Origin of the sequence: Ralstonia pickettii (assembly GCF_000607165.1) — a bacterium.
Lineage (GTDB): Bacteria > Pseudomonadota > Gammaproteobacteria > Burkholderiales > Burkholderiaceae > Ralstonia > Ralstonia holmesii.
On sequence record NZ_JFZG01000004.1, the window covers coordinates 384,262 to 405,745 of the forward strand.

The 21,484-nt window shown below is 64.9% G+C and carries 22 protein-coding genes; 14 read left to right on the plus strand and 8 right to left on the minus strand.

Going from position 1 to position 21,484, the window contains the following annotated elements:
- Window positions 1–85 precede the first annotated feature (85 nt).
- A complete protein-coding gene (locus tag BG83_RS0104850; RefSeq protein ID WP_024975659.1) occupies window positions 86–988 on the plus strand; it encodes a sterol desaturase family protein in 903 nt (300 codons plus the stop codon).
- A 12-nt stretch (window positions 989–1,000) separates the two neighbouring features.
- Here the strand turns inward: BG83_RS0104850 and BG83_RS0104855 are convergent, their stop codons facing one another.
- The 3 genes from BG83_RS0104855 to BG83_RS0104865 form a co-directional block, all read right to left on the minus strand.
- Entirely contained in the window at window positions 1,001–1,816 is an 816-nt protein-coding gene (locus BG83_RS0104855) for an NRDE family protein (RefSeq protein ID WP_024975660.1), read from the minus strand.
- 128 nt (window positions 1,817–1,944) lie between these two features.
- On the minus strand, window positions 1,945–2,235 hold the full coding sequence (locus BG83_RS0104860; RefSeq protein ID WP_024975661.1) for a DUF4936 family protein: 291 nt from the start codon (window positions 2,233–2,235) through the stop codon (window positions 1,945–1,947).
- Window positions 2,236–2,249: 14 nt separating this feature from the next.
- Entirely contained in the window at window positions 2,250–3,290 is a 1,041-nt protein-coding gene (locus BG83_RS0104865) for a YgfZ/GcvT domain-containing protein (protein ID WP_024975662.1), read from the minus strand.
- Window positions 3,291–3,423: 133 nt separating this feature from the next.
- Here BG83_RS0104865 and mltG point away from each other — a divergent pair, with 133 nt between their 5' ends.
- The 6 genes from mltG (at window position 3,424) to BG83_RS0104895 (ending at window position 8,283) form a co-directional block, all read left to right on the plus strand.
- A complete protein-coding gene (gene mltG, locus BG83_RS0104870) occupies window positions 3,424–4,422 on the plus strand; it encodes an endolytic transglycosylase MltG (protein WP_024975663.1) in 999 nt (332 codons plus the stop codon).
- Window positions 4,419–5,036, plus strand: a complete 618-nt coding sequence (gene tmk, locus BG83_RS0104875; RefSeq protein ID WP_024975664.1) for a dTMP kinase — start codon at window positions 4,419–4,421, stop codon at window positions 5,034–5,036. The genes mltG and tmk overlap by 4 nt, the downstream gene beginning before the upstream one ends.
- Window positions 5,037–5,117: 81 nt before the next feature.
- A complete protein-coding gene (locus tag BG83_RS0104880; protein ID WP_024975665.1) occupies window positions 5,118–6,128 on the plus strand; it encodes a DNA polymerase III subunit delta' in 1,011 nt (336 codons plus the stop codon).
- Between the two features lie 42 nt (window positions 6,129–6,170).
- Complete coding sequence (locus BG83_RS0104885) at window positions 6,171–6,590, plus strand: PilZ domain-containing protein (RefSeq protein WP_024975666.1); 420 nt, start codon at window positions 6,171–6,173, stop codon at window positions 6,588–6,590.
- Between the two features lie 51 nt (window positions 6,591–6,641).
- Window positions 6,642–7,445 (plus strand): TatD family hydrolase, encoded by an 804-nt coding sequence (locus tag BG83_RS0104890; protein WP_024975667.1) that lies wholly within the window; start codon window positions 6,642–6,644, stop codon window positions 7,443–7,445.
- A complete protein-coding gene (locus BG83_RS0104895; RefSeq protein ID WP_024975668.1) occupies window positions 7,429–8,283 on the plus strand; it encodes an ankyrin repeat domain-containing protein in 855 nt (284 codons plus the stop codon). The genes BG83_RS0104890 and BG83_RS0104895 overlap by 17 nt, the downstream gene beginning before the upstream one ends.
- A 59-nt stretch (window positions 8,284–8,342) precedes the next feature.
- Here the strand turns inward: BG83_RS0104895 and egtB are convergent, their stop codons facing one another.
- Window positions 8,343–9,638 (minus strand): ergothioneine biosynthesis protein EgtB, encoded by a 1,296-nt coding sequence (egtB, locus tag BG83_RS0104900; RefSeq protein WP_024975669.1) that lies wholly within the window; start codon window positions 9,636–9,638, stop codon window positions 8,343–8,345.
- Window positions 9,639–9,879: 241 nt separating this feature from the next.
- Between egtB and BG83_RS0104905 the strand changes: the two genes are divergently transcribed.
- The 6 genes from BG83_RS0104905 to BG83_RS0104930 are packed head-to-tail and all read left to right on the plus strand — an operon-like array spanning window position 9,880 to window position 15,538.
- Window positions 9,880–10,950, plus strand: coding sequence for a LacI family DNA-binding transcriptional regulator (locus tag BG83_RS0104905; protein WP_024975670.1), 1,071 nt, complete (start codon window positions 9,880–9,882; stop codon window positions 10,948–10,950).
- Complete coding sequence (locus tag BG83_RS0104910; RefSeq protein ID WP_024975671.1) at window positions 10,947–11,978, plus strand: ABC transporter substrate-binding protein; 1,032 nt, start codon at window positions 10,947–10,949, stop codon at window positions 11,976–11,978. Before BG83_RS0104905 ends, BG83_RS0104910 begins: the two co-directional genes overlap by 4 nt.
- Before the next feature lie 2 nt (window positions 11,979–11,980).
- A complete protein-coding gene (locus BG83_RS0104915) occupies window positions 11,981–12,832 on the plus strand; it encodes an ABC transporter permease (RefSeq protein WP_037031573.1) in 852 nt (283 codons plus the stop codon).
- The gene (locus BG83_RS0104920) at window positions 12,829–13,626 is read left to right on the plus strand and encodes an ABC transporter permease (protein WP_024975673.1); all 798 of its coding nucleotides are present in this window, start codon (window positions 12,829–12,831) and stop codon (window positions 13,624–13,626) included. Before BG83_RS0104915 ends, BG83_RS0104920 begins: the two co-directional genes overlap by 4 nt.
- Window positions 13,623–14,684, plus strand: a complete 1,062-nt coding sequence (locus BG83_RS0104925; protein WP_024975674.1) for an ABC transporter ATP-binding protein — start codon at window positions 13,623–13,625, stop codon at window positions 14,682–14,684. Before BG83_RS0104920 ends, BG83_RS0104925 begins: the two co-directional genes overlap by 4 nt.
- A gap of 5 nt (window positions 14,685–14,689) precedes the next feature.
- On the plus strand, window positions 14,690–15,538 hold the full coding sequence (locus tag BG83_RS0104930) for a phosphodiesterase (protein ID WP_024975675.1): 849 nt from the start codon (window positions 14,690–14,692) through the stop codon (window positions 15,536–15,538).
- On the opposite strand, the gene BG83_RS0104935 is transcribed toward BG83_RS0104930, so the two are convergent.
- Window positions 15,535–16,230, minus strand: a complete 696-nt coding sequence (locus tag BG83_RS0104935; RefSeq protein ID WP_024975676.1) for an FMN-dependent NADH-azoreductase — start codon at window positions 16,228–16,230, stop codon at window positions 15,535–15,537. The two genes, BG83_RS0104930 and BG83_RS0104935, sit on opposite strands and share 4 nt — an antisense overlap.
- Before the next feature lie 148 nt (window positions 16,231–16,378).
- Here BG83_RS0104935 and BG83_RS0104940 point away from each other — a divergent pair, with 148 nt between their 5' ends.
- On the plus strand, window positions 16,379–17,308 hold the full coding sequence (locus BG83_RS0104940) for a LysR substrate-binding domain-containing protein (RefSeq protein WP_080693647.1): 930 nt from the start codon (window positions 16,379–16,381) through the stop codon (window positions 17,306–17,308).
- Here the strand turns inward: BG83_RS0104940 and BG83_RS0104945 are convergent.
- The 3 genes from BG83_RS0104945 to BG83_RS0104955 are packed head-to-tail and all read right to left on the minus strand — an operon-like array spanning window position 17,297 to window position 21,340.
- Window positions 17,297–18,772, minus strand: coding sequence for an amidase (locus BG83_RS0104945; RefSeq protein ID WP_024975678.1), 1,476 nt, complete (start codon window positions 18,770–18,772; stop codon window positions 17,297–17,299). The genes BG83_RS0104940 and BG83_RS0104945 overlap by 12 nt on opposite strands.
- Before the next feature lie 20 nt (window positions 18,773–18,792).
- Window positions 18,793–20,004 carry a M20 aminoacylase family protein gene (locus BG83_RS0104950; RefSeq protein ID WP_024975679.1) on the minus strand — a complete coding sequence of 404 codons (1,212 nt, stop codon included), beginning with the start codon at window positions 20,002–20,004 and terminating at the stop codon, window positions 18,793–18,795.
- A 34-nt stretch (window positions 20,005–20,038) separates the two neighbouring features.
- Window positions 20,039–21,340, minus strand: coding sequence for an MFS transporter (locus tag BG83_RS0104955; RefSeq protein WP_024975680.1), 1,302 nt, complete (start codon window positions 21,338–21,340; stop codon window positions 20,039–20,041).
- Between the last annotated feature and the right edge of the window lie 144 nt (window positions 21,341–21,484).

Genomic DNA, 21,484 nt, shown 5'->3' on the forward strand with positions numbered 1-21,484 from the left:
GCATCAAATAAATGTTCATTATGCATTGGACGCATTGATGGCGAACTCCTAGGCTTGTCTGCACAACAAAAGCGAGGAGACACCAATGAGTTCGCACATGGAGCACGCGCTGATCGTCGCCTGCATCCTGGGATTTGCCGTCATGGAGTTCGTGACACGGCGCTACCAGGCCAACGTGCGCGGCCGCGCGACCGCCAACGATGCCTGGCTCGAGGTGCTGATGTTTATCAGCCTAGTCGCTGTCACGCAGCCGATCGCGCTGCTGGGGAGCAACGCCCTCTGCAAGTGGCTCATTCCGGCGCAGCACAACGCGTGGGCGGATCTGCCCTGGTGGGCGATGACCGGGTTGCTGCTCATCGGTGACGACCTCACGCAATACCTCTGGCACCGCGCTTCGCACACGCCGCTGCTGTGGCCGTTGCACCGCGCGCATCACAGCGCGTCGTACATGAGCGTGCGCATTACGTACCGCAACAACTTTTTCTACTACCTGATGATGCCGGGGCTGTGGATTGGTGGTGTGGCGGTGTACCTGGGCTTTGGGCCGGTGTATGCGGCGTACCTGGTGGTCAAGCTGGCCGTCATTGTTGGCGCACATTGCGCCTGGCCGTGGGATGCACCGCTGTATCGCATCCGCGCGCTGCGTCCGTTGATGTGGGTGATCGAGCGGACGATTTCCACGCCCGCCACGCACTGGGCGCATCACGCGCTCACAAACGCCGATGGCATCGGCCACTACAAGGGCAATTTCGGCAACCTGCTGTTTTTCTGGGATGTGCTGTTTGGCACGGCGCATATCACGCGCAAATATCCCGCGAAGATTGGCTTGCAGGATGACGTGCTGTTCGGCGCCGAGCGGTGGACGGCGCAGATGTTCTATCCGCTGGTGCAGTCCAAGCGCGAACATTCTGCATTGCGCCCGGGCGGCGGCGCCGTCACCGAAATGGAAATGGACCAGGCCGCGAGCGCGAAGCAGGAAGCGGCCTGAGCGGCGCGCCGCTTACGTATCGGCGTGCGTGACGGTATCGAGCACGCCGAGGTAGCGCGTCTCACCAATCTGGCCTTGCGCGTCGAAGCGGCGCTCGGTCACGTCAAAGCAGCCATCGTGGCGGATACGCACGATCGTGCTGGCGCGCGTGCCATAGCGCGGCGAGCGGATGAAGGCGGCAGAGAGCAGCTTCTCCCATTCGGGCGCCACGCCCGTGGCGGGCAAGGAGGCGGTCGGCGCTTCACGCGTTTCCGACAGCAGATCGAGATAGCGCGCCACATCCAGCGCATTTCCGTGCCGGCCCGTATCTGCGGCCAGGGCCTCGGCAAAGGCGGCCATGCGGTGCCGCACCTTGAACCACGGCGTATCGAGCAATGCGTTGGACAGGCCATACAGGCCGGGCGCGAGCTTGCGCGGTGCTTCGGCGCGGTTGCTCGTCCACCAGAGTTCGTCGCGTGTGGCGGTGAGCAGGTTGTAGCCGTTGTATGCGCGGTCGCGAGCGGTGAGGCTATCGAGATAGGCGGGCACCGACATATCGTCCGCCGTCAGGAAATTCGAGACAAGTTCCCCGCGCGAGCGCGCATCGGGCCGGCGCTCGGACGGCGCGCGGTAGTTCGTCAGCGCGGCAAAGCGGCCATCGCGCGTCATGCCCATCCACGTACCTGCGTGACCGACCACCTGGGCCATGTCACGCCCAGCCAGCACGTTGGGCGCGTCGCTCCACCACGCCAGCGGCGCTGCAGGGCGGTCATAGAATTCGTCCCGGTTGGCGGCCACCACCAGCGCGTAGTCGGGGTGGGCGTGCCAGGCCGTGAGAATCAAACACATGAGCACTTCCTTTGAACATGCCGCGCAACGAACGGCCAATGGTCAATGTGACGACCTGTGTTGCGCGGGCTTCGGCCAAGCATAGCAGCCTGCCGAATTTTTGCGATGACGATTGCGGCAAGGCACCGTCAGCTGTTTTCTAGATCGACAAACAGCTCTGCATGGCGTTCACCCGCGACGAATTCACGCGGGCCGCCGGTTTCCCACAGGGCCGCCAGCGTGGCTGCAAAGGCGGGCGGGACGTCGTCGTAGGATTCCATCCACGTGGCCTGGCCGTCGCGTGTTTCGGGACGGCGCATCAAGGCGCCTGCCACGCCTGTCGCTTCTTCCACGGTATCGAGCCAACGCTGCCACTGCGGCAAGGCAGCAGCGGCGTCATGCTCGGCGATGCGGAAGTAGACGAACAGGTGATCGGCCATGGTGGAGTCCGGTGTCAGGCGTTTTCTGAAACGGGAATGACGTACGGCAGGTTTTGCAGCGTCAGCACTGGGCCGTCCGGCGTGGCGAGGTGGATGACGGTGTCGAGCGCGTCCAGCTTCAACTCGACCAGCAGATCGGTGCCGCCATCCGGCGCCATGGCTGCGTTGACCACCATGCCACAAGGTTGGTTCGGGTCGGTTGCGCTGTAGACCTCGGCACCGGCCGACGTGGGTGCATTCACGTGCGCGCGCTGCATGCGCCGCTTGAGCGTGCCGCGATACTGGCTGCGCGCCACGATTTCCTGCCCCGGGTAGCAGCCCTTGCGGAAATCGACGCCGCCCAGCAATTCCAGGTTGACCATCTGCGGGACGAACTGTTCCTGCGTGGGCAGGGTGATGTGCGGCACACCTGCTTGCAGGCTCAGCCAGTCCCACACCTCGGTGCCGACCAACGACAGGCGCGACGACAGCGTCTTCCAGGCGTCCTGGAAATGCTCGGCATGGACCATCCATTGATAGCGGGGGCGTCCGCCAGCATCCGGCAGGCGGACGACCGCACCGAATTGCTGGCCCACCGTGGCAGGCTGCTGCGCCACCGCATTGACAGTATCCGGTTCAGGCAACACGGCACCGGCCTCGCGCAGCGCTTGCGCCGCATCGGGCCCGGCGACGCCGATGGCGATGAACTCGTCCATCGGGCGCAGCTTGGCCTTGGCGCGCAGCACGAACATCGACAGGCGCTTGGTCAGCGCCGGAGCGATCGCCTTGTCTGTCTGCAGCACGATCGTATCGGCTTGACGCCACACCAGCAGCGTGGCCAGCAGCCGTCCCTTGGGCGAGCAATAGCCGGCCAGACGCGCCTCATTCAAACCAAGGCCTGTAACGGCGTTGGTGAGCTGGTTATGCAGAAACTCGGCCGCATCGGCGCCTTCGACGGCGATGCGCGCAATATCGGTCGGTGCGCAGAGCACGCTGCCGCGCGTGGCGGCGTCAAATTGCACGTCGAGCGGGGGAAAGCTCAGCGTATCGACAAAATCGTGGAAGACATCGTTCATGGTGTGCGGGGCCGCCTTAGATTGACCGGTATTATATTGGGCTGTCTAAAGGGCGGCTTGTGCCCTATCTATCCATTTCAAGAGTGCGGAAATCGCCGGGGTCAGCCGGCTCCGCGCGCAGATTCGCAACAGAATGTTCTCTTTTCTCAAACGCTTGATCCTGCTGGCGATCCTGATTGTGCTGGCAGCAGCAGGCGGTGTGGTGTGGTGGGCCCAGCAACCGGTGAGCCTATCGGCCTCGCCGCTGGAGGTGGTGATCAAGCCGAACTCGAGCGTGATCTCGGTCGGCAAGCAGCTTGCCAATGCCGGCGTCGGCGTGCAGCCGCAGTTGTTTTCGGTGCTGGCGCGCGCCACGGGCAACGCCAAGAGCCTCAAAGCCGGCGGTTATGCGCTGGAAACCGGCGCGACGCCCATGTCCATCCTCGACAAGATGGCGCGCGGCGAGGTCACGCATTACGTCGTTACCGTTATCGAGGGCTGGTCGATGCGGCAGATGCGGGCGGTGGTTGACGCAGAACCTGCGCTCAAGCACGACACGGCCGGCATGTCTGACGCAGACCTGATGCGCAAGATCGGCGCGCCTGAAACCAACCCGGAAGGCCTGTTCTTTCCAGACACCTATCTTTTTGCGCGCGGCAGCAGCGATGTGGAGCTCTACCGCCACGCCTACCAGGCGATGCAGAAGCGCCTGAACGACGCCTGGACGAAACGCTCGCTGGATCTGCCTTACAAGACGCCGTACGAGGCGCTGACCATGGCGTCCATCATCGAGAAGGAGACCGGCCAGAAGCTGGAGCGGCCGATGATTGCCGCCGTGTTCGTCAACCGGCTGCGAAAGAACATGCTGCTGCAGACCGACCCGACGGTCATCTATGGCCTTGGTGCCGGTTTTGACGGCAATTTGCGCAAGCGGGACTTGCAAACCGACACGCCCTACAACACCTACACGCGCACCGGCCTGCCGCCTACGCCGATCGCGCTGCCGGGCATGGCGTCGTTGCAGGCGGCGCTGAACCCGGCACCGTCAGACGCGCTGTATTTCGTGGCGCGCGGCGACGGCAGCAGCCAGTTTTCGACCAACCTGACGGACCACAACCGGGCCGTCAACAAATATCAGCGCGGCCAACCATGACCGGCAAGTTCATCACATTCGAAGGGATCGACGGCGCGGGCAAGAGCACGCACCTCGCGTGGTTTGCCCAGCAACTGCAGACGAAGCTCGCTCTCCAGGGCAAAAAGGTGGTCGTCACCCGCGAGCCTGGCGGTACGCCGCTGGGCGAGCGACTGCGCGAAGTACTGCTGCACGAGCGCATGCACCTGGAGACCGAAGCGCTGCTGATGTTCGCCAGTCGCCGCGAGCACATCGCCGAGGTGATCCAGCCCGCGCTTGAGGCGGGCGACTGGGTCATTTCCGACCGCTTTACCGACGCCACGTTCGCCTATCAGGGCGGGGGCAGGGGCTTGGCAATCGACCGGCTGGAGGCGTTGGAGCACTGGGTGCAGCAGGGCCTGCAGCCGACCAAGACCATCCTGTTCGATCTGGCCCCCGAGATTGCAGCCGCGCGCTTGGCCGATGCCCGTACGCCAGACAAGTTCGAAGCCGAGTCAGCACAGTTCTTCCTGCGCACGCGCGCCGAATACCTGCGCCGTGCGGCAGCCGAGCCGGATCGATTTGTCGTGCTCAACGCCAACCGGGAGCGAGCCGATATCCAGAAAGACTTAGAGAATCTGCTTGCAACGCTCTGATTTTGCAGGCAATTTCGGATATGGAAATAATGGTTTCACGACAAGTTTTTGCATCAACAATCTGACGCAACCCATTGATTCATGATGCTTTATCCCTGGCAATCCGCTGATTGGTCCCGCCTGCAGGCCATGCGGGCCAAGTTGCCGCACGCGATTCTGCTCAACGGCCAGGCAGGCACCGGCAAGCGCGATTTCGCCATGCATTTCGCGCAAGGCCTGTTGTGCGATACGCCCATCGCAGACGGCCAGCCCTGCGGCACGTGCGCGGCCTGCAACTGGTTTGCGCAGGGCAACCATCCGGATTTCCACCTCGTGCGCCCTGAAGCGATGGAAGATGCGCCCGAGACCGAGAAAGACGCTGACGGCAAGAAAAAGGCACCCAGCAAAATCATCCGCATGGAGCAGGTCCGCAACCTGATCGAGGCGGTGGGCGTCGGCACGCACCGGGCCGGGTTGCGGGTGGTGGTGTTGTATCCGCTCGACGCATTGCAGACTGAGGGCGCCAACGCGCTGCTCAAAACGCTGGAGGAGCCGCCGCAGAACACCGTGTTCCTGCTGGTGACGGATCGAATCGACCGCATCCTGCCCACCATCCTGTCGCGCTGCAGGCAGTTTCCGCTGCAGCCGCCGCAGCCCGAGGCCGCGCGCCAATGGCTGGAGCAACAAGGCGTGCCACATGCGCAAAGCCTGCTGGCGGAGTTCGGCAATGCGCCGCTGGCCGCGCTGGCCGCCGCCGAGTCCGAGGACCGCCCGCTACTGCAATTTTTGCTCGAACAGCTTGGCCAGGGCGCAAAGCTGGACGCGCTGGCCACGGCCGATCATTTACAAAAATTGTCGGTCCCGGCCGTTCTCAGTACCATGCACCGGTGGGTCTTTGACCTGATGGCGGCGCGGCTGGCGGGGCGCCCGCGTTACTTTCCGGCACAGCGCGATGCGTTGCAACGTTGCGCAAACACCATCCCGCTGGACCGCCTGGAACGTTTTGCGCGTGCTTTGCCGCAACGGCGCCGCACCGAGCAACATCCGCTGGCGGCAAGGCTCGTCATCGAAAGCCTTTTGCTGGATTACCGGCAGCTCTTTCCGGCGGTCTGAACCCGAACCCGCACCTGAACGTTTGCACTCTCTGGACACCCTGTGAGCACTGCACCTCTTCGTACGCCTGGCACTCCTGTCACCCCTGGCACGCCCACTGCGGCCGGCACGGCTCCGGGCGCACCGACCCGTCCGGGCATCGTCTCGCTGGCCATCAAGGATGAAGCCGGCCTGCACGCCGCGTATATGCCGTTCCTGAAGAACGGCGGTATCTTCGTGCCCACGCAACGTCCTTACCGGATTGGCGAGGAAGTCTTCCTCGTGCTGTCGCTGCTGGATCGCCCGCAGAAGTATCAGGTGGCCGGCAAGGTGGCCTGGATCACGCCGGTGGGCACGCCCGCCAAGACGCCGGGCATTGGCGTGCACCTTGGCGAAGATGAGCAGTGCCGCGTGCTGCGCCGCGTGATCGAAGAGTTGCTCGGTAAGCAGATCAACTCGCAGCGCCCGACGCAAACCCTCTGATTTTTTCTGATGCAGCGCAAGAGGTTTGCGTCGTAACCTACTGATTATTCGATGTTTGTCGATTCCCACTGCCACATCAACTTTCCCGACCTGCGCGCGCGCCTGCCTGAACTGCTGACGCACATGCGCGAGAACCGCGTTACCCACGCGCTGTGCATCTCCGTCACGCTGGAAGATTTTCCGAGCGTGCTGGAGATTGCCGAGCAGGAGCCCAACGTGTACGCCACCGTGGGCGTGCACCCCGATGCCGAAGCGGATGTTGAAGAAGGCAGATCCATTGAAGAGCCCACGCTGGAGCGTCTGCTGACCCTTGCTGATCACCCGCGCGTGGTCGGCATCGGCGAGACCGGACTCGACTATTACCGTCTGGGCGACCGCACCGTGGCCGACATGGAATGGCAGCGCGACCGCTTTCGCACACATATTCGCGCGTCGAAGCAGACCGGGAAGCCGCTGGTGATCCACACCCGCTCGTCGGCCGAGGACACGCTGGCCATCATGCGCGAAGAGGGCGCGGAGGCCGCACGCGGCGTCATGCATTGCTTTACTGAGACCTGGGATGTGGCCAAGGCCGCGCTGGACCTGGGGTTCTATATCTCCTTCTCGGGCATCGTGACGTTCAAGAACGCGGTGGACCTGCAGGAAACCGCCAAGAAAGTGCCGCTGGACCGCATGCTGATCGAGACCGACTCGCCGTACCTTGCGCCGGTGCCGTTCCGCGGCAAGACCAACGAGCCGGCATACGTGCGGCACGTGGGCGAATTCCTGGCCACGCTGCGCGGCGAACCGCTGGAGCGCATCGCCGGTATCACAACCGAGAATTTTTTCAATTTATTCAATGCAATACCGCGATAACTTGAAACAACAGATGAACAAGATCGCCCTTGCTGGCGCACTGACCATGGCGTTCTCGGGCGCTGCGCTCGCCACGCCGCAGGACGATCTTCGCAACGCCGTCGAGTACAACCGCCCGGCGCTGGTGCAGAAGTACATCGCGCAGGGCGTCGATCCGAACCTGAATACGCGCGATGGCACGCCGCTGCTGGTCGACGCGCTCAAGGACAAGAACATTGAGGTGGCCGAGGCGCTCATCCGCGCCAAGAACATCGATTTCGAGCGCACCAACGCCGCCGGCGAAGACGCGCTGATGATGGCCGCCTACCAGGGCCTGCTTCCCATGGTGAAGCTGCTGGTGGAAACGTACGACGTGGAGGTCAACAAGACCGGCTGGACCGCACTGCATTACGCCGCCACCAACGGGTATGACGACATCGTCAAATACCTGCTGGACCACGCGGCCTATATCGATGCGGAAAGCCCCAACGCGACCACGCCGCTGATGATGGCGGCCATGGGCGGGCACATCACGACCGTCAAGCTGCTGCTGGACGAGGGCGCCGACATGAACCTGCGCAACCAGCAGAAGATGGACGTGATCGACTTCGCCAAGCGGTATCACCAGGATGAAATTGCGGCGGGGCTGGAGTCGCGCCGGCGCAAGTTGGCGGAACAGGCGGGCAAGCCTGCTCCGGTGGCGGCACCCGCGGCGGCTGTCCCTCAGCCCGCCAAGGCAAGCGCGCCGGATGCGCCCACGCCGATGCCGGCAGCCAAACGGGATGCAGCAGCACCCAGCCCGGCTGGCCAAGATACGATCGGCACCCCAACCAATATGCTGTTTGACAGCAACCGCTAGACGCTAGACGCGGCCCGAATGGCGCGGCAATCGTGCCGCAGTGCCGGTTGTGATGCGCCTCACGCCCGCCGCGCCAGCCGCACCCCGGTGAACTGCCACCGCTGGTGCGGATAAAAGAAGTTGCGGTACGTCGCCCGCAGATGCCCCTCGGGCGACACACATGATCCGCCGCGCAGCACCATCTGGCTGCACATGAACTTGCCGTTGTATTCGCCCACGGCCCCTTCGGCCGGCTCAAAACCCGGGTACGGGCCATAAGGGCTGGCGGTCCATTCCCACACATCACCGAACAGTTGACGCAGGCTGCCTGCCTCGGCGATGCCGTGGTCGGGCAACGGGCGTAGCGCGCCCCGGCCGGCGAAGTTGCCTTGCACGGGTAGGCCTTCTGCGGCGTGCTCCCACTCAGCTTCAGTCGGGAGGCGGGCGCCGGCCCAGCGGGCATAGGCATCGGCCTCGTAAAAGCTGACGTGCGCCACGGGCGCATCCAGATCCACCGGCTGCAAACCGTGCAGCGACATTTGCTGCCAACCTTCGGCTTCGTCCATGCCGGTGCGCCAGTAGAGCGGGGCATCAACGCCTTCACGCTGCACCCACGCCCAGCCGTCGGACAGCCACAGGGTGGGCTGCCGATAACCGCCGTCCTGCATGAAGGCAAGCCACTCGCGGTTGGTGACCGGGTGCGTGGCCAATGCATGGGGCTCAAGCCAGACGGTGTGGCGCGGGCCTTCGCAATCAAACGTGAAACCGGTATCGGACTCGGTCTTGCCGATCTGCACGGCGCCGCCCTGGAAGCTCACCCAGCCCGGTTGCGCGGGCGCCGCATGCACGCGCGGCGGCGGTTCTGCATAGGCCGGGCATAGCGGATTCTGCGCAAACAAGTGGAGCAGATCGGTCAGCAGCAGTTCCTGATGCTGCTGCTCGTGATGCAGGCCAAGCGTAATCAAGCGAGCCAGGTCATCCGGTACGCCATCGGCCAGCAAGCACTGCATGGCCGCATCGACATGGGCGCGATAGGCGCGCACCTCATCGAGCGTAGGGCGGGTGAGCATGCCGCGACGCGGGCGCGGGTGCCGCGCACCCACGGTCTCGTAGTACGAATTGAACAGGTAGCGGTAGCGTGCGTCCGGCGAGCGATAGCCCGGCACGTTCGGACCCAGGATGAATTCTTCGAAAAACCACGTCGTGTGGGCCAGATGCCATTTGGCGGGGCTGGCGTCGTCCATGGATTGGACGGTGGCATCGGCGTCGGACAGCGGCGCGGCCAAGGCCAGGGATTGGGCGCGGACCACGCCGTAGTGTTGCATCAGGGCGGGCAGAGCGATGCTAGGCACATCGAAAACGGGCGATACACGCATGGTGTCTCCAGAGCAGGCAGCGAGAACAGCACAGCAGCAAGTGGGCCATGCCGCTGCGCACGCATTGGCGCACGCCGCTTGCCCATTTTCGTAAGAAGAATATGCGAGCTTTGTAACTTTGCCATGCACAACACCGGCGATGCTGCATTGCGGCGACGGCTGCACTGCAGCATCGATTGTCATGAAATAGTCACTGCGCGCACCTAGGATGTAAACGTTTACAAATTCCGAGGGGCGAGCAGTGGGCAGCAGCATCAAGGACGTAGCGACGCATGCCGGCATTTCGATTGCCACGGTGTCGCGGGCGGTCAATACGCCGGAGCGCGTGAGCGCATCGACGCTGGCCCGTGTGCAGGCCGCCATGGATGCGCTTCACTACCGCCCCAACGCGCTGGGCCGCCAGTTACGCGCCGAGCGCACGGGCTTGCTGGGTGTGGTGCTGCCGTCGCTGGCCAACCCCGTGTTTGCCGAATGCATGCAGGGCATCGAGGAAGCAGCGTCCATCACGGGCCAACGTGTGATGCTCATGACGACTGCGTACGACCGCGAGCGTGAAGCCCGCGCCATCGAAACCATGCTCGAGCAACGTGTCGACGGCCTGATCCTGACCGTGGCCGATGCCGCCGCCAATCCGCACCTCGATCGCCTCGACGCCGAGCACGTGCCTTACGTGCTGGTCTACAACGACACGGTTGGCCAAGCGCGCATTCCTGCCCGCTGCTGCGTCACGGTCGACAACCGGGCGGCCGCACGCGACGCCATTCGCGCGTTGCTCGCGCAGGGGCATCGTCAAATCCGCATGCTCACTGGCACGCTGGCAGCGTCGGACCGTGCGGCGCTGCGCCACGATGGCTACCGCGAAGCGCTGGAAGCGGCCGGCATTGCGTCGCAGCCGCCCGTCGAAATTGATTTCAATGCCGATGCCATGCTGCCCGCCGAGCTGGCCCGCCTGCTGGCCCCGCCGCGCCCGACCGCCATTTTCTGCAGCAACGACCGCCTTGCGCTGCTCACCATCCGCTCGCTGCGCGAGATGGGCCTGCGCGTGCCAGAAGACGTGAGCGTGGTTGGCTTCGATGGCCTGGCGATGGGGCAGTGGCTTTCGCCCACGCTTGCGACGGTGGCGCAGCCGCATCGCCGAATCGGCACCGACGCGGCCATGGCACTGGCTCGCCGCATCACCGGCGAGGTGGTGCCCTCGATTACGTTGCCGCACCGTCTGCTGGCGGGCGGCACGCTGGCCCGTGCGCCGGCTGAAGCGTCTCTCTCCGTTGTTTCTTCCCTCACGTCTGATACGCAAGGAGCGTCTCGATGAAACGTCTCGTTCAATGGCTGCGCGCGTGCGGCCTCGTGGCAGCCGGCGCATTCGCCCTGGCTGCGCCGGTGCAGGCACAGCCGGCCGGCCAGCAAGTCGCCATCTGCTACAACTGCCCGCCCGAATGGGCCGACTGGGCCAGCCAGATCAAGGCCATCAAGGAAAAGACCGGCATCACCGTGCCGTTCGACAACAAGAACTCCGGCCAGGCCATCGCGCAGATGCTGGCCGAGAAGTCGCATCCCGTGGCTGACGTGGCCTACCTGGGCATCACGTCCGCGTATCAGGCCAAGGAGAAAGGCCTGGTCGCGAACTACAAGCCCAAGCATTGGGAAGATATTCCGGCCGGCATGAAAGACCCGGATGGCGCGTTCTTCTCGATCCACTCCGGCACGCTGGGCTTCTTCGTCAACAAAGACGCATTGGAAGGCAAGCCCGTGCCGCGCTCGTGGAAGGACCTGCTCAAGCCCGAATACAAGGGCATGGTCGGCTACCTGGACCCGAGCAGCGCCTTCGTCGGCTACGTGGGCGCCGTGGCGGTCAACCAGGCGCTGGGAGGCACGCTGGACAACTTCGGCCCGGCTATCGAGTGGTTCAAGCAGTTGAAGAAGAACGCACCGATCGTGCCGAAGCAGACCGCCTACGCACGCGTGGTGGCAGGCGAAATCCCCATCCTGCTCGACTATGACTTCAACGCCTACCGCGCCAAGTACAAGGATCACGCCAACGTGGAATTCGTGATTCCGCAGGAAGGCACGATTGCCGTGCCGTACGTGATGAGCCTGACGGCCGGTGCACCCCATGCCGAGAACGCCAAGAAGGTGCTGGATTTCGTGCTGTCGGATGAGGGCCAGACACTGTGGGCCAACGCCTACCTGCGCCCGGTGCGCGCCAGCGCCATGAGCAAGGAAGCCGCCTCGCGCTTCCTGCCGGCCAGCGAATACGCCCGCGCAAAGACGGTCGACTTCAACAAGATGGCAGCCGGCCAGCAGGCGTTTGGCACGCGCTACCTGAACGAGGTCCGCTGAGCATGAGCACCGTCACCCGAACCACCTTGCCTGACGATGCGGTATTGCCCGCACGGTGGCGGGTGGCGTTGCTGGCGCCGGCCGTTGCACTGTTCTGCGCGTTCTGGCTGCTGCCGATGGCCGCGTTGCTGCGTGTGAGCGGCAGCGAAGGCCTTGTCGCCACCTACACGGCGGCGGTCACTACACCGCGCTACCTGGGCAGCCTGTTTTCGACGGTGGTGCTGTCGGCAGCGGTCACGCTGGCCACGCTCATCCTCTCGACCATCGCCGGGTTGTTTCTGGTGCGCCACGAGGTGCCGGGCAAACGGATGATTACCGCCATGCTGACGTTCCCGCTGGCGTTTCCCGGCGTGGTGGTCGGCTTCATGGTGATTCTGCTGGCCGGACGGCAGGGCCTGCTGGGCGATCTCACACACAAGCTGGTCGGAGAGAAATGGGTCTTCGCTTATTCCATCGGCGGGCTGTTTCTCGGTTACCTGTATTTCTCGATCCCGCGCGTGGTGCTGACGGTCATGGCAGCGGCGGAAAAGCTTGATCGTTCACTGGAAGAAGCGGCGCGCTCGCTGGGCGCGTCGTCGTGGCAGGTGACGCGTGACGTGCTCGTGCCGGGGTTGGCGCCTGCGCTCATCGCCTCGGGGGCGATCTGTTTTGCCACGTCGATGGGCGCGTTCGGCACGGCCTTCACGCTCGCCACCGATATCGACGTTTTGCCGATGACGATCTATACCGAGTTCACGCTCAATGCCGGGATTGCCATGGCGGCCGCGCTGTCGGTTGTGCTGGGCGTGGTGACGTGGCTGGTGCTGGCGATTGCACGCACGGCGGCTGGCGGACAAGCGGGGGCGGCGGCATGAAACGCGCCTTGTCTGCTGCGCAGTGGATCATCACGCTGCTGCTGTGCCTCTTCCTGATCGTGCCCGTCGTGCTGTCGATGGCCGTGGGGCTGACGCGCAACTACATCCGCGGCTTCAAGAGTGGCTGGACGCTCGATTGGGTCGCCCAGGTCTGGGATATGTACCAGGCGTCCATCTGGATGTCGCTGCTGGTGGCGCTGTGCACGCTGGTGATCGTATTGGCGGCGGGCGTGCCGGCAGGCTATGTGCTGGCGCGGCGCCAGAGCCGCGCGAGCCGCCTGATCGAAGAATTCCTGACGCTGCCCGTGGCGCTGCCGGGGCTGGCCACGGCGCTCGGGCTGATCGTGGCGTACGGCGGCTTTGGTGGCTTTCGCGAGAGCTTGTGGTTCATCGTCGTCGGCCACGTGGTGTTCACGCTGCCGTTCATGGTGCGCTCGGTCGCAGCCGTGGCGGCAGGCCAGAACCTGAAGACGCTGGAGGAGGGCGCCGCCAGCCTGGGCGCATCGTTCTGGCAGCGGTTTCGCACCATCGTGCTGCCCAACGTGCAGCCCGGCATCCTGGCTGGCGCGTTGACGGTGGTGACGCTCTCGGTGGGCGAATTCAACCTCACCTGGATGCTGCACACACCAGAAACCAAGACCCTGCCGGTCGGCCTGGCCGATACCTATGCGTCGATGCGCCTGGAGATTGCCAGCGCCTACACGCTGATCTTCTTCGTCATGATCGTGCCGCTGCTGGTGCTGATGCAGCGCTTTGGCGGCCTGCGGGTGAACAACGGAAAGGCTTCCCGATGAGTACCGAACCCCTACACCTCGCCCCCGTGCCGATCCGGCTGCGCGGCTGCGGAAAACACTTTGGCGGCCAGCGCGTGCTGGAGTCGATGGACCTCGACATCGCCGCCGGGGAGACCGTCGTGCTGCTCGGCCCGTCGGGCTGCGGCAAGACCACCACGCTGCGCATCGTCGCCGGGCTGGAGGCGCCGGATGCCGGCGGCACCGTGCACTTTGGCGACGAAGACGTCACCGCGCGCCCGATCGAGCGCCGCCGCGTCGGCATGGTGTTCCAGAGCTACGCGCTGTTCCCCAATCTGAGCGTGCGCGGCAACGTGGAATACGGCCTGCGCATCCAGCGCCGGCAGAACGGCTTGTCTGATACGCAGATCAGCGCCCGGGCGAACACGCTGCTGGAGATGATGCATCTCACGCCGTACGCAGACCGCGGTGTGGATCAGCTCTCCGGCGGGCAGCGCCAACGTGTGGCACTGGCGCGCGCGCTGGCGCCCGAGCCGCGGGTGCTGCTGCTCGATGAACCGCTCACAGCGCTCGATGCCAAGCTGCGTGAATCCGTGCGCGCAGAGATGGACCGCCTGCTGCGCAGCCTCGGCATCACGACCATCTACGTGACGCACGATCAGGAAGAGGCGATGGCGCTGGCGGATCGCATTGTCGTCATGGAAGCCGGCCGCATTGCGCAGATCGGCACGCCGCGCGAAATCTACTTCCAGCCGGCCAACCGGCACGTGGCGGATTTCATCGGGATCATGAACCGGCTGGACGGCACGCGGCAGGATGGCGCATTCGTCTGCGCGGGCGGCCGCGTCCTCGTGCCGGCAGGCGAAGGCAACGCCGTGTTTTTCCGTCCCGAAGATGCCGTGCTGGCGGACCCGGCCCAGGCCGCGCTCAAGGGCACGGTCGAATCGGCGGTGTTTCTCGGCTTCCGCACCCGCGTGCGCGTGGCCGGCGTGTCGGCCATGCCGCTGTTCATCGACGTGCCCGGCCGCCAGCAGTTTGCGCCGGGCCATGCGGTCGGCTTCGATGTTCCGGCAGACCGCCTTCTGACCCTGCAAGCCTGATGCCGATGCATTTCCTGCAACTCACCGATCTTCATATCAAGCGCCCGGGGCGACTGGCGTATCGGCGCGTAGATTCGGCGGCCTATTTGGCGCGCTGCGTGGCGCATATCCTGGCGCAGCCGGAGAAGCCCGACGCCATCGTCCTGACCGGCGATCTTGTGGATGCCGGCGCGCCGGAGGAATATGCCCACCTGCGCGCCGTGCTGGCGCCGCTGGATGCGGCGGGCATCCGCATGCTGCCGGTGCTGGGCAACCACGACGGCCGTGACGCCGCGCGCGATGCCTTTGCCGATTGGGTCGCGCCCATTCCAGCCTCGGCGCAGGATACGCACGCTTTCCAGTACTGGACAGACATTGGCGACGTGCGCCTGGTCGTGCTCGATACGCTGGACACCGGCCATCCCGGCGGCCGCCTGGGCGTACAGCGCCTTGATTGGCTGGCCGAAGCGCTGGCGCGCGAGACGCAACGCCCGACCGTCATCGCGATGCACCATCCGCCGTTCGCAACGGGCATCGGCCACATGGACGTGCAATCGCTCGCCGAAGAAGACATCCCGGCCTTCGCGCAGATCGTGCGTGCCGCCGGCAATGTCGAGCGCATCATCTGCGGCCATCTGCATCGCTCCATTGACGTGCGCTTTGCGGGCACCGTCGCATCGACATGCCCATCCCCCGCGCACCAAGTGGCGCTGGATCTTGACCCCGACGCGGCGCCCGGTTTCGTGATGGAGCCGCCCGCGTACAAGGTCCACGCCTGGGTGCCGGGCCAAGGCCTGGTGAGCCATCTCGCGTACGTGGGCGAGTTCGACGGGCCGCACCCATTCTTCGAGGCCGATGGCCGGCTGATCGACTAAGCCGCTTCCACGGCGGCGCCTGCCATGCGCGCGGCCAGCGCATCGACCTCGTTTTCTGCCGAGGCAATCGATGCGCGCAGCCGGTCGTCTGCAAACTCGTCGTATTCGATGGCCACCGATGCCACATCGCTGATCCCGATGTAGCCGAACGCTGTTGCGACGCCGCCTTCCACGTGGTTCATGTGGGCGATGCGCTGGCCAGGGCCGTAACCGAAATCGCCGCGAGAACTCAGGATGACCAGGCGCTTGTTCATGCCGGCCAGCAACGGCCAATAGGGCTCGCCGGTGCGGCTGCGGTCGAAGCCGAACGTGCGGCCCACGCGCACGATGTTGTCGATGTACGCCTTGAACTGCGCGGGCATGCCGAAGTTGTACATCGGCACGCCGGCCACGATCACGTCGGCGGCAAGCAACTCGTCGATCAGCGCATCGCTTTGCGCAAGGCGATCGTGCATCCACGGCTCGCGCTGCGCAGGCGGCGTGAACGCGGCGTGTACCCAGGGGCCGTCGACGGGCGAGGGCGGTTCACCGCCGATGTCGCGATAGACGACCTGCGCGTCGGGCGCATGTTCTAGCCAGCGTCGCACGAAGCGCGCAGAGAGCCGACGCGTATGGGAGCCATGGCGCGAAGTCTCGGAGGTGCCCGGCCGGGCGCTTGAATCGAGGTGCAACAGGCGGATCGGAGAAGTCATTTGCGCATCCGTTTTGAGTTGAGTGGAGGTGTGGCCACTCTACGAACCGCGCTGCACCGCGACAAACGAGTTGTTTTGCGCGCCACGGCTGACATGGATTCATCCATGCCGCTCACGCGGGAAAAACGCCCATGACACAATCCCGCGCATGCGAAAACTGCCACCCCTGAGCGCGCTGCGCGCCTTTGAAGCCACCGCGCGCCACCTCAGCATGAAGCGCGCTGCCGACGAGCTGTCGGTCACGCCCACGGCCGTCAGCCATCAGATCCGCCGCCTGGAAGACGCGCTGGGCGTGACGCTGTTCGAGCGCCACGTGCGGGCGCTGCGCCTGTCAGCCGCCGGCCAGCAGTTGTATCCCGTGCTCAATACCGGCTTTGACGCGTTTGCGCAGGTGATCGATGCCCTTCGTGGCCCGCAAGCGCAACCGACCCGTCAGCGCGTCACACTTACCGCGCCGATGGGGCTTGCCGCGCGCTGGCTGGTGCCACGGCTGGGTGAATTCGCGACGCAGCATCCGGAGGTGGATCTGCGCATTCATGCGTCCGACACTGTGGTCGACCTGTACGGCGGCAGCGCAGACCTTGCAGTGCGCTATGGCGATACGCCCGCTGCGGCCAACGGACTCATCAGCGAACATCTTTTTGGCGATGCCTATGCGCCGGTCTGCCATCCGGGCTTGAACGTCCAGTCGCATGACGATCTGGCGCGCGTGCCGCTCATCCACTCCGAATGGCAGCGCACGCTGCCGCAGCCGATTGCCTGGCCGATGTGGGCGCGCGCCGCCGGGATAGAGCACAGGCTCAAGACCGACACGGGCATCGTGCTGTCCGACGACGGGCACGCCATGTCGGCGGCAACGGCCGGGCAGGGCGTGATCCTGGCGAATCTGCCGCTGGTGCGCGATGCGCTGGAGAGTGGCGCGCTCGTCCAGCCGTTCGCAGCGCCCGTCATTCAACGCTATGCCTTCTGGGCCGTGGCGCCATCTGCGCGGCTTGAAGACGCCGCCGTGCGCTCTGTGTGGGATTGGCTATGCGCGTGCCGCGAAAACACGGCACGCGTGCATCGCTCAGCGCAATAGCGGCGACGTGGTACGAGCCGGCGCGAAAGCTTCGTGCCACGCAGCGGCAAGCTGCAGCAGCGCAAATTCTGACCGCGGCGGGGCAATGACCTGCAAGCCCAGCGGCAGGCCGTCGGTGGTGAAACCCGACGGCAGGCTTGCGGCCGGCACACCCCCCAGCGTGGCGCCAATCACGACTTCCATCCAGCGGTGATACGTGTCCATGGCGCGGCCGGCTACCGTCTTGGGCCAGTGCTCTTCCGCAGGAAAAGGCGCAACTTGCGTGCAAGGCAGGACAAGAAAATCGTACTGTGCGAACTGCCCCAGCAGCGCCTGATACCAGCTCGCACGCGTGGCAATGGCGCGGTTGATGTCGATGGCGGTGCGGCTGCGTCCGTGCTCGATTTCCCAGATGGCTTCGGGCTTGAGCAAGTCACGCGTGGCTGCGTTGGCGTAGAGGAGCCCCAGGTTGCCGGATACGCTCAGCGCGCGCAGCGTGCACCAGCATTCCCACAACGCATCCATCGCGAAGAAGGGCCGTACGGTTTCGACATGGCAGCCCAGCGTATCGAATGTGTCCAGCGCCTGCTCGTTGACGGCCAGCACTTCGCGGTCGACGGCAAGGTAGCCGCCAAAATCGCCCAGCCACCCAATGCGCGCTTGCCGGAAATCACGGTGCAGCGGCCGCATGAAGCACGCCGGATCGTCACCCAGTGACAGCGGCGCTCGCGGGTCGTAACCGGCCTGCGTGGCGAGCAACCAAGCGAGGTCTTGCGGATTGCGCGCCATTGGGCCTTCGGTGCCCAGTTGTTGGAAGAACACGTCGCCGGTGGGGCCGTAGGGCACGCGCCCGAGGCTTGGGCGCAGGCCGTAGATATGGTTCCAGGCAGCCGGGTTGCGCAGCGAGCCCATCATGTCGCTGCCGTCGGCCACGGGCAGCATGTTCAGCGCCAGTGCAACGGCTGTGCCACCGCTGCTGCCGCCGGCCGAGTGCTCGGGGTTCCAGGCGTTGCGTGTGATGCCGTACACACGGTTGTAGGTGTGCGAGCCGAGGCCGAACTCCGGCGTGTTCGTCTTGCCGATCAGCACGGTGCCCTGGCGGCGGATGCGCTCCACGACGATGCTGTCGTGTGTCGGCACATTGCGCGCCATGGCGAGACTGCCCATCGCCGTCACCATGCCGGCGGTGGCCGCAAGATCCTTCGGCGCTTGCGGAAAGCCATGCATCCAGCCGCCGGACAAGCCCTGCGAGAGCAGCACATCCCGCTCGCGCGCCTGGTCGATGGCGGATTCGGCATCGATGCGGGCCACGACAGCATTCACCACCGGGTTATGGCGATCGATCTGCGCGAGGAACGCTTCCATGACTTCCACGCACGACACGTCGCGCGCGTGGATGCGCCGCGACAGCTCGATCGCGCTCCATTGCACGATCTCTTCGTTGGCGGCCGCAGGTGTGGCTGCCTGGCTGAGGTTGGCTTGCATGGCTTGACTCGAAGTTCACTTCACGCGCGCAGGTAGGTCTGCGCCAGACGCACCCAGGCCGCTGCGCCCAACGGCAACACCTGGTCGTTGAAATCGTAGCCAGGGTTGTGCACCATGCAGCCGCCGAATTCACCTTCGCCATTGCCGAGGATCAGGTAGCAGCCGGGCACTTCGTTGAGCATCCAAGCAAAGTCTTCGCTGCCGTTGAGCCCCTTGGGCGCCTGCGTGACGACGTTTGCCGCACCCACCAGTTCGGTGCAGACCTGCTGCGCCAGTTGCGTCTCTGCCTCGGTATTGACCATGGGCGGCGTCAATTGACGATAGTCGATCTGCGCCTCGACGCCATGGGCTTGTGCGGTGAGGCTGACGATCTCGCGGATGCGCATTTCCACCAGCGCGCGCGTTTCCGGCCGCGCCGCGCGCACATTCAGACCGATCGTCACCGATTCGGGAATCACGTTGTGCGTTGCACCGCCACGAATGAAACCGACCGATACCACCGCCGTGTCGTCGGGTGCGACGTTGCGTGCGACCACGGTCTGCAGCGCGGTGATGATGGCGGCCGATGCAGCAATCGGGTCACGCGCACGATGCGGCATCGCGCCGTGCCCGCCCATGCCCTTGATGGTGACGTCGGCCACGTCGGAAGACAGGCTCACCGGCCCCGGCAACACGCGGAAGCTACCGGCCGGCACGCCCGGCATGTTGTGCAAGGCATAGACGGCATCGCACGGGAAGCGCTCGAACAGCCCGTCTTCGATCATGGCGCGCGCGCCGCACAGGTTTTCCTCATCAGGCTGGAAGATGAGGTTGAGCGTGCCGTCAAAGTCGCGGCTCTCGGCCAGCGCCTTGGCCGCTGCGAGCAGGATGGCGGTGTGGCCGTCGTGGCCGCACGCGTGCATCTTGCCGTGGTTGCGGCTGGCGTAGGGCAGGCCCGTTGCTTCAACGATGGGCAGGGCGTCCATGTCCGCGCGAATGCCGAGTCGGCGCGTGCCGCTGCCGAGCTTCAGTTGCCCCACCACGCCGTTCTTGCCGATGCCGGTATGCACCTCGTAGCCCCAGCTCTTGAGCAGATCGGCCACCAATGTGCTGGTCGCGCCCACCTCGAAACCGAGTTCAGGCTGCGCGTGGATCTGGCGGCGGATGTTGACGAACGTTTCTGCATCGATATGAACGGGCGGCAGCAGATGCGGCAGCAGTTGGAACGGCGTGAGCGTGGGCGCTTTGGTCATGTCGGGGCTCCGGGGTTGGAGGTTGGAATCGGGTTCAGTGGGTTTCGCGCGCTTCACGCAGGCTCAGCACGGTCAGCAGCGTGATGGCACTGCACGCCATCATGTAAAAGGCAGGGGAGAGCGGATTGCCGGTGCGGGCCAGCAGCCAGGTCACGACAAACTGGCACGAACCACCAAACACCGTGACACCAATCGCGTAGATGACCGACAGGCCGCTGGCACGCACCTTGATGGGCAGCAGCTCCATCATCATGAGCAGCATCGGCGTGGTGCCCAGGTACAGCGCGCCCGTGAGCAACGCCGACAGCGCCAGCACCAGCGGCACGCTCGGGTAATGCGTCATCAGCCAGAAGGCCGGATAGAGCGCCACCACCGTGACCAGCGTTGCGCCCACCACCAGCGGCTTGCGGCGCGGCAGGCGATCCGCAAGCCAACCCGAGAGCAGCGATGCGCCAAAGCTGGTCACCCCCGTCACACAACCGGCAAGCAGCGACAGCGAGGGCGGCAGATGCAGCTCGCGGATCATGTAGGTCGGCATGAAATAGATGACCAGATACGTGCCGACCGTCCCGCCGATGATCGTGAGCACGCCCTTGATGACGAGCCCGCCGTGATCGCGGAACAAGGTGCCGAGCGGGCTCGGTGCATGCGCCTCGGCGGTGTGCGTTTCATCGAGGTGCGAGCGGATATACAGGCCCACCGGCGCGATCAGCAGGCCGAGGAAGAACGGCACACGCCAGCCCCAGCTCTGCAGCGCTTCCGGCGACAGGCTGCCGTACAGAATGGCCGCGGTCAGTGCGCCGCACAGGGCTGCAAGGCCCTGGCTGCCCAGCTGCCAGCTCACGCGAAAGCCACGCCCGCGAATACCGCCGGATTCCATCAGCATCGCAGTCGACGCACCGATTTCTCCGCCCAGCGAGAAACCCTGCAGCAGCCGCCCGGCCAGAATGATGAGCGGGCCGAGCAGGCCTGCAGTGGCGTACGTAGGCGCCACCGCCAGGCACAGCGTGCCGATGACCATCAGCCCGATCGTCAGCGTCATCGCGGCCTTGCGCCCGTGGCGGTCTGCGTAGTTGCCGATCACGAAGCCGCCCAGCGGCCGCATCACAAAGCCGATACCGAACGTTGCCACCGCCAGCAGCAGCGAGCCATACGCGCTGTCGGACGGAAAGAACAGCTTGCCGATCATCAGCGCGAAGAAGCTGTAGACCGTGAAGTCATACATCTCCAGCGCATTGCCGATCGAGCACGCGGCAATCAGTCGTGCCTGGCCGACAGGCTTGGACACAGCAGCGACCGAGGCGGGCAAGGGCGGCTGCAGGGTGGCGTCATTCATGAGGGTCTCCATCCGGGGTATTGGCGAGAGGGCTTCTATGAACCCTTGGCGCTTGCAGTATTCCGCCAAGCCGCAGTCCGGAAAAAATCGTAAATATTCATCTCGATAACCAAATAGAATCACCGTCATAACCGGCGTGTATCC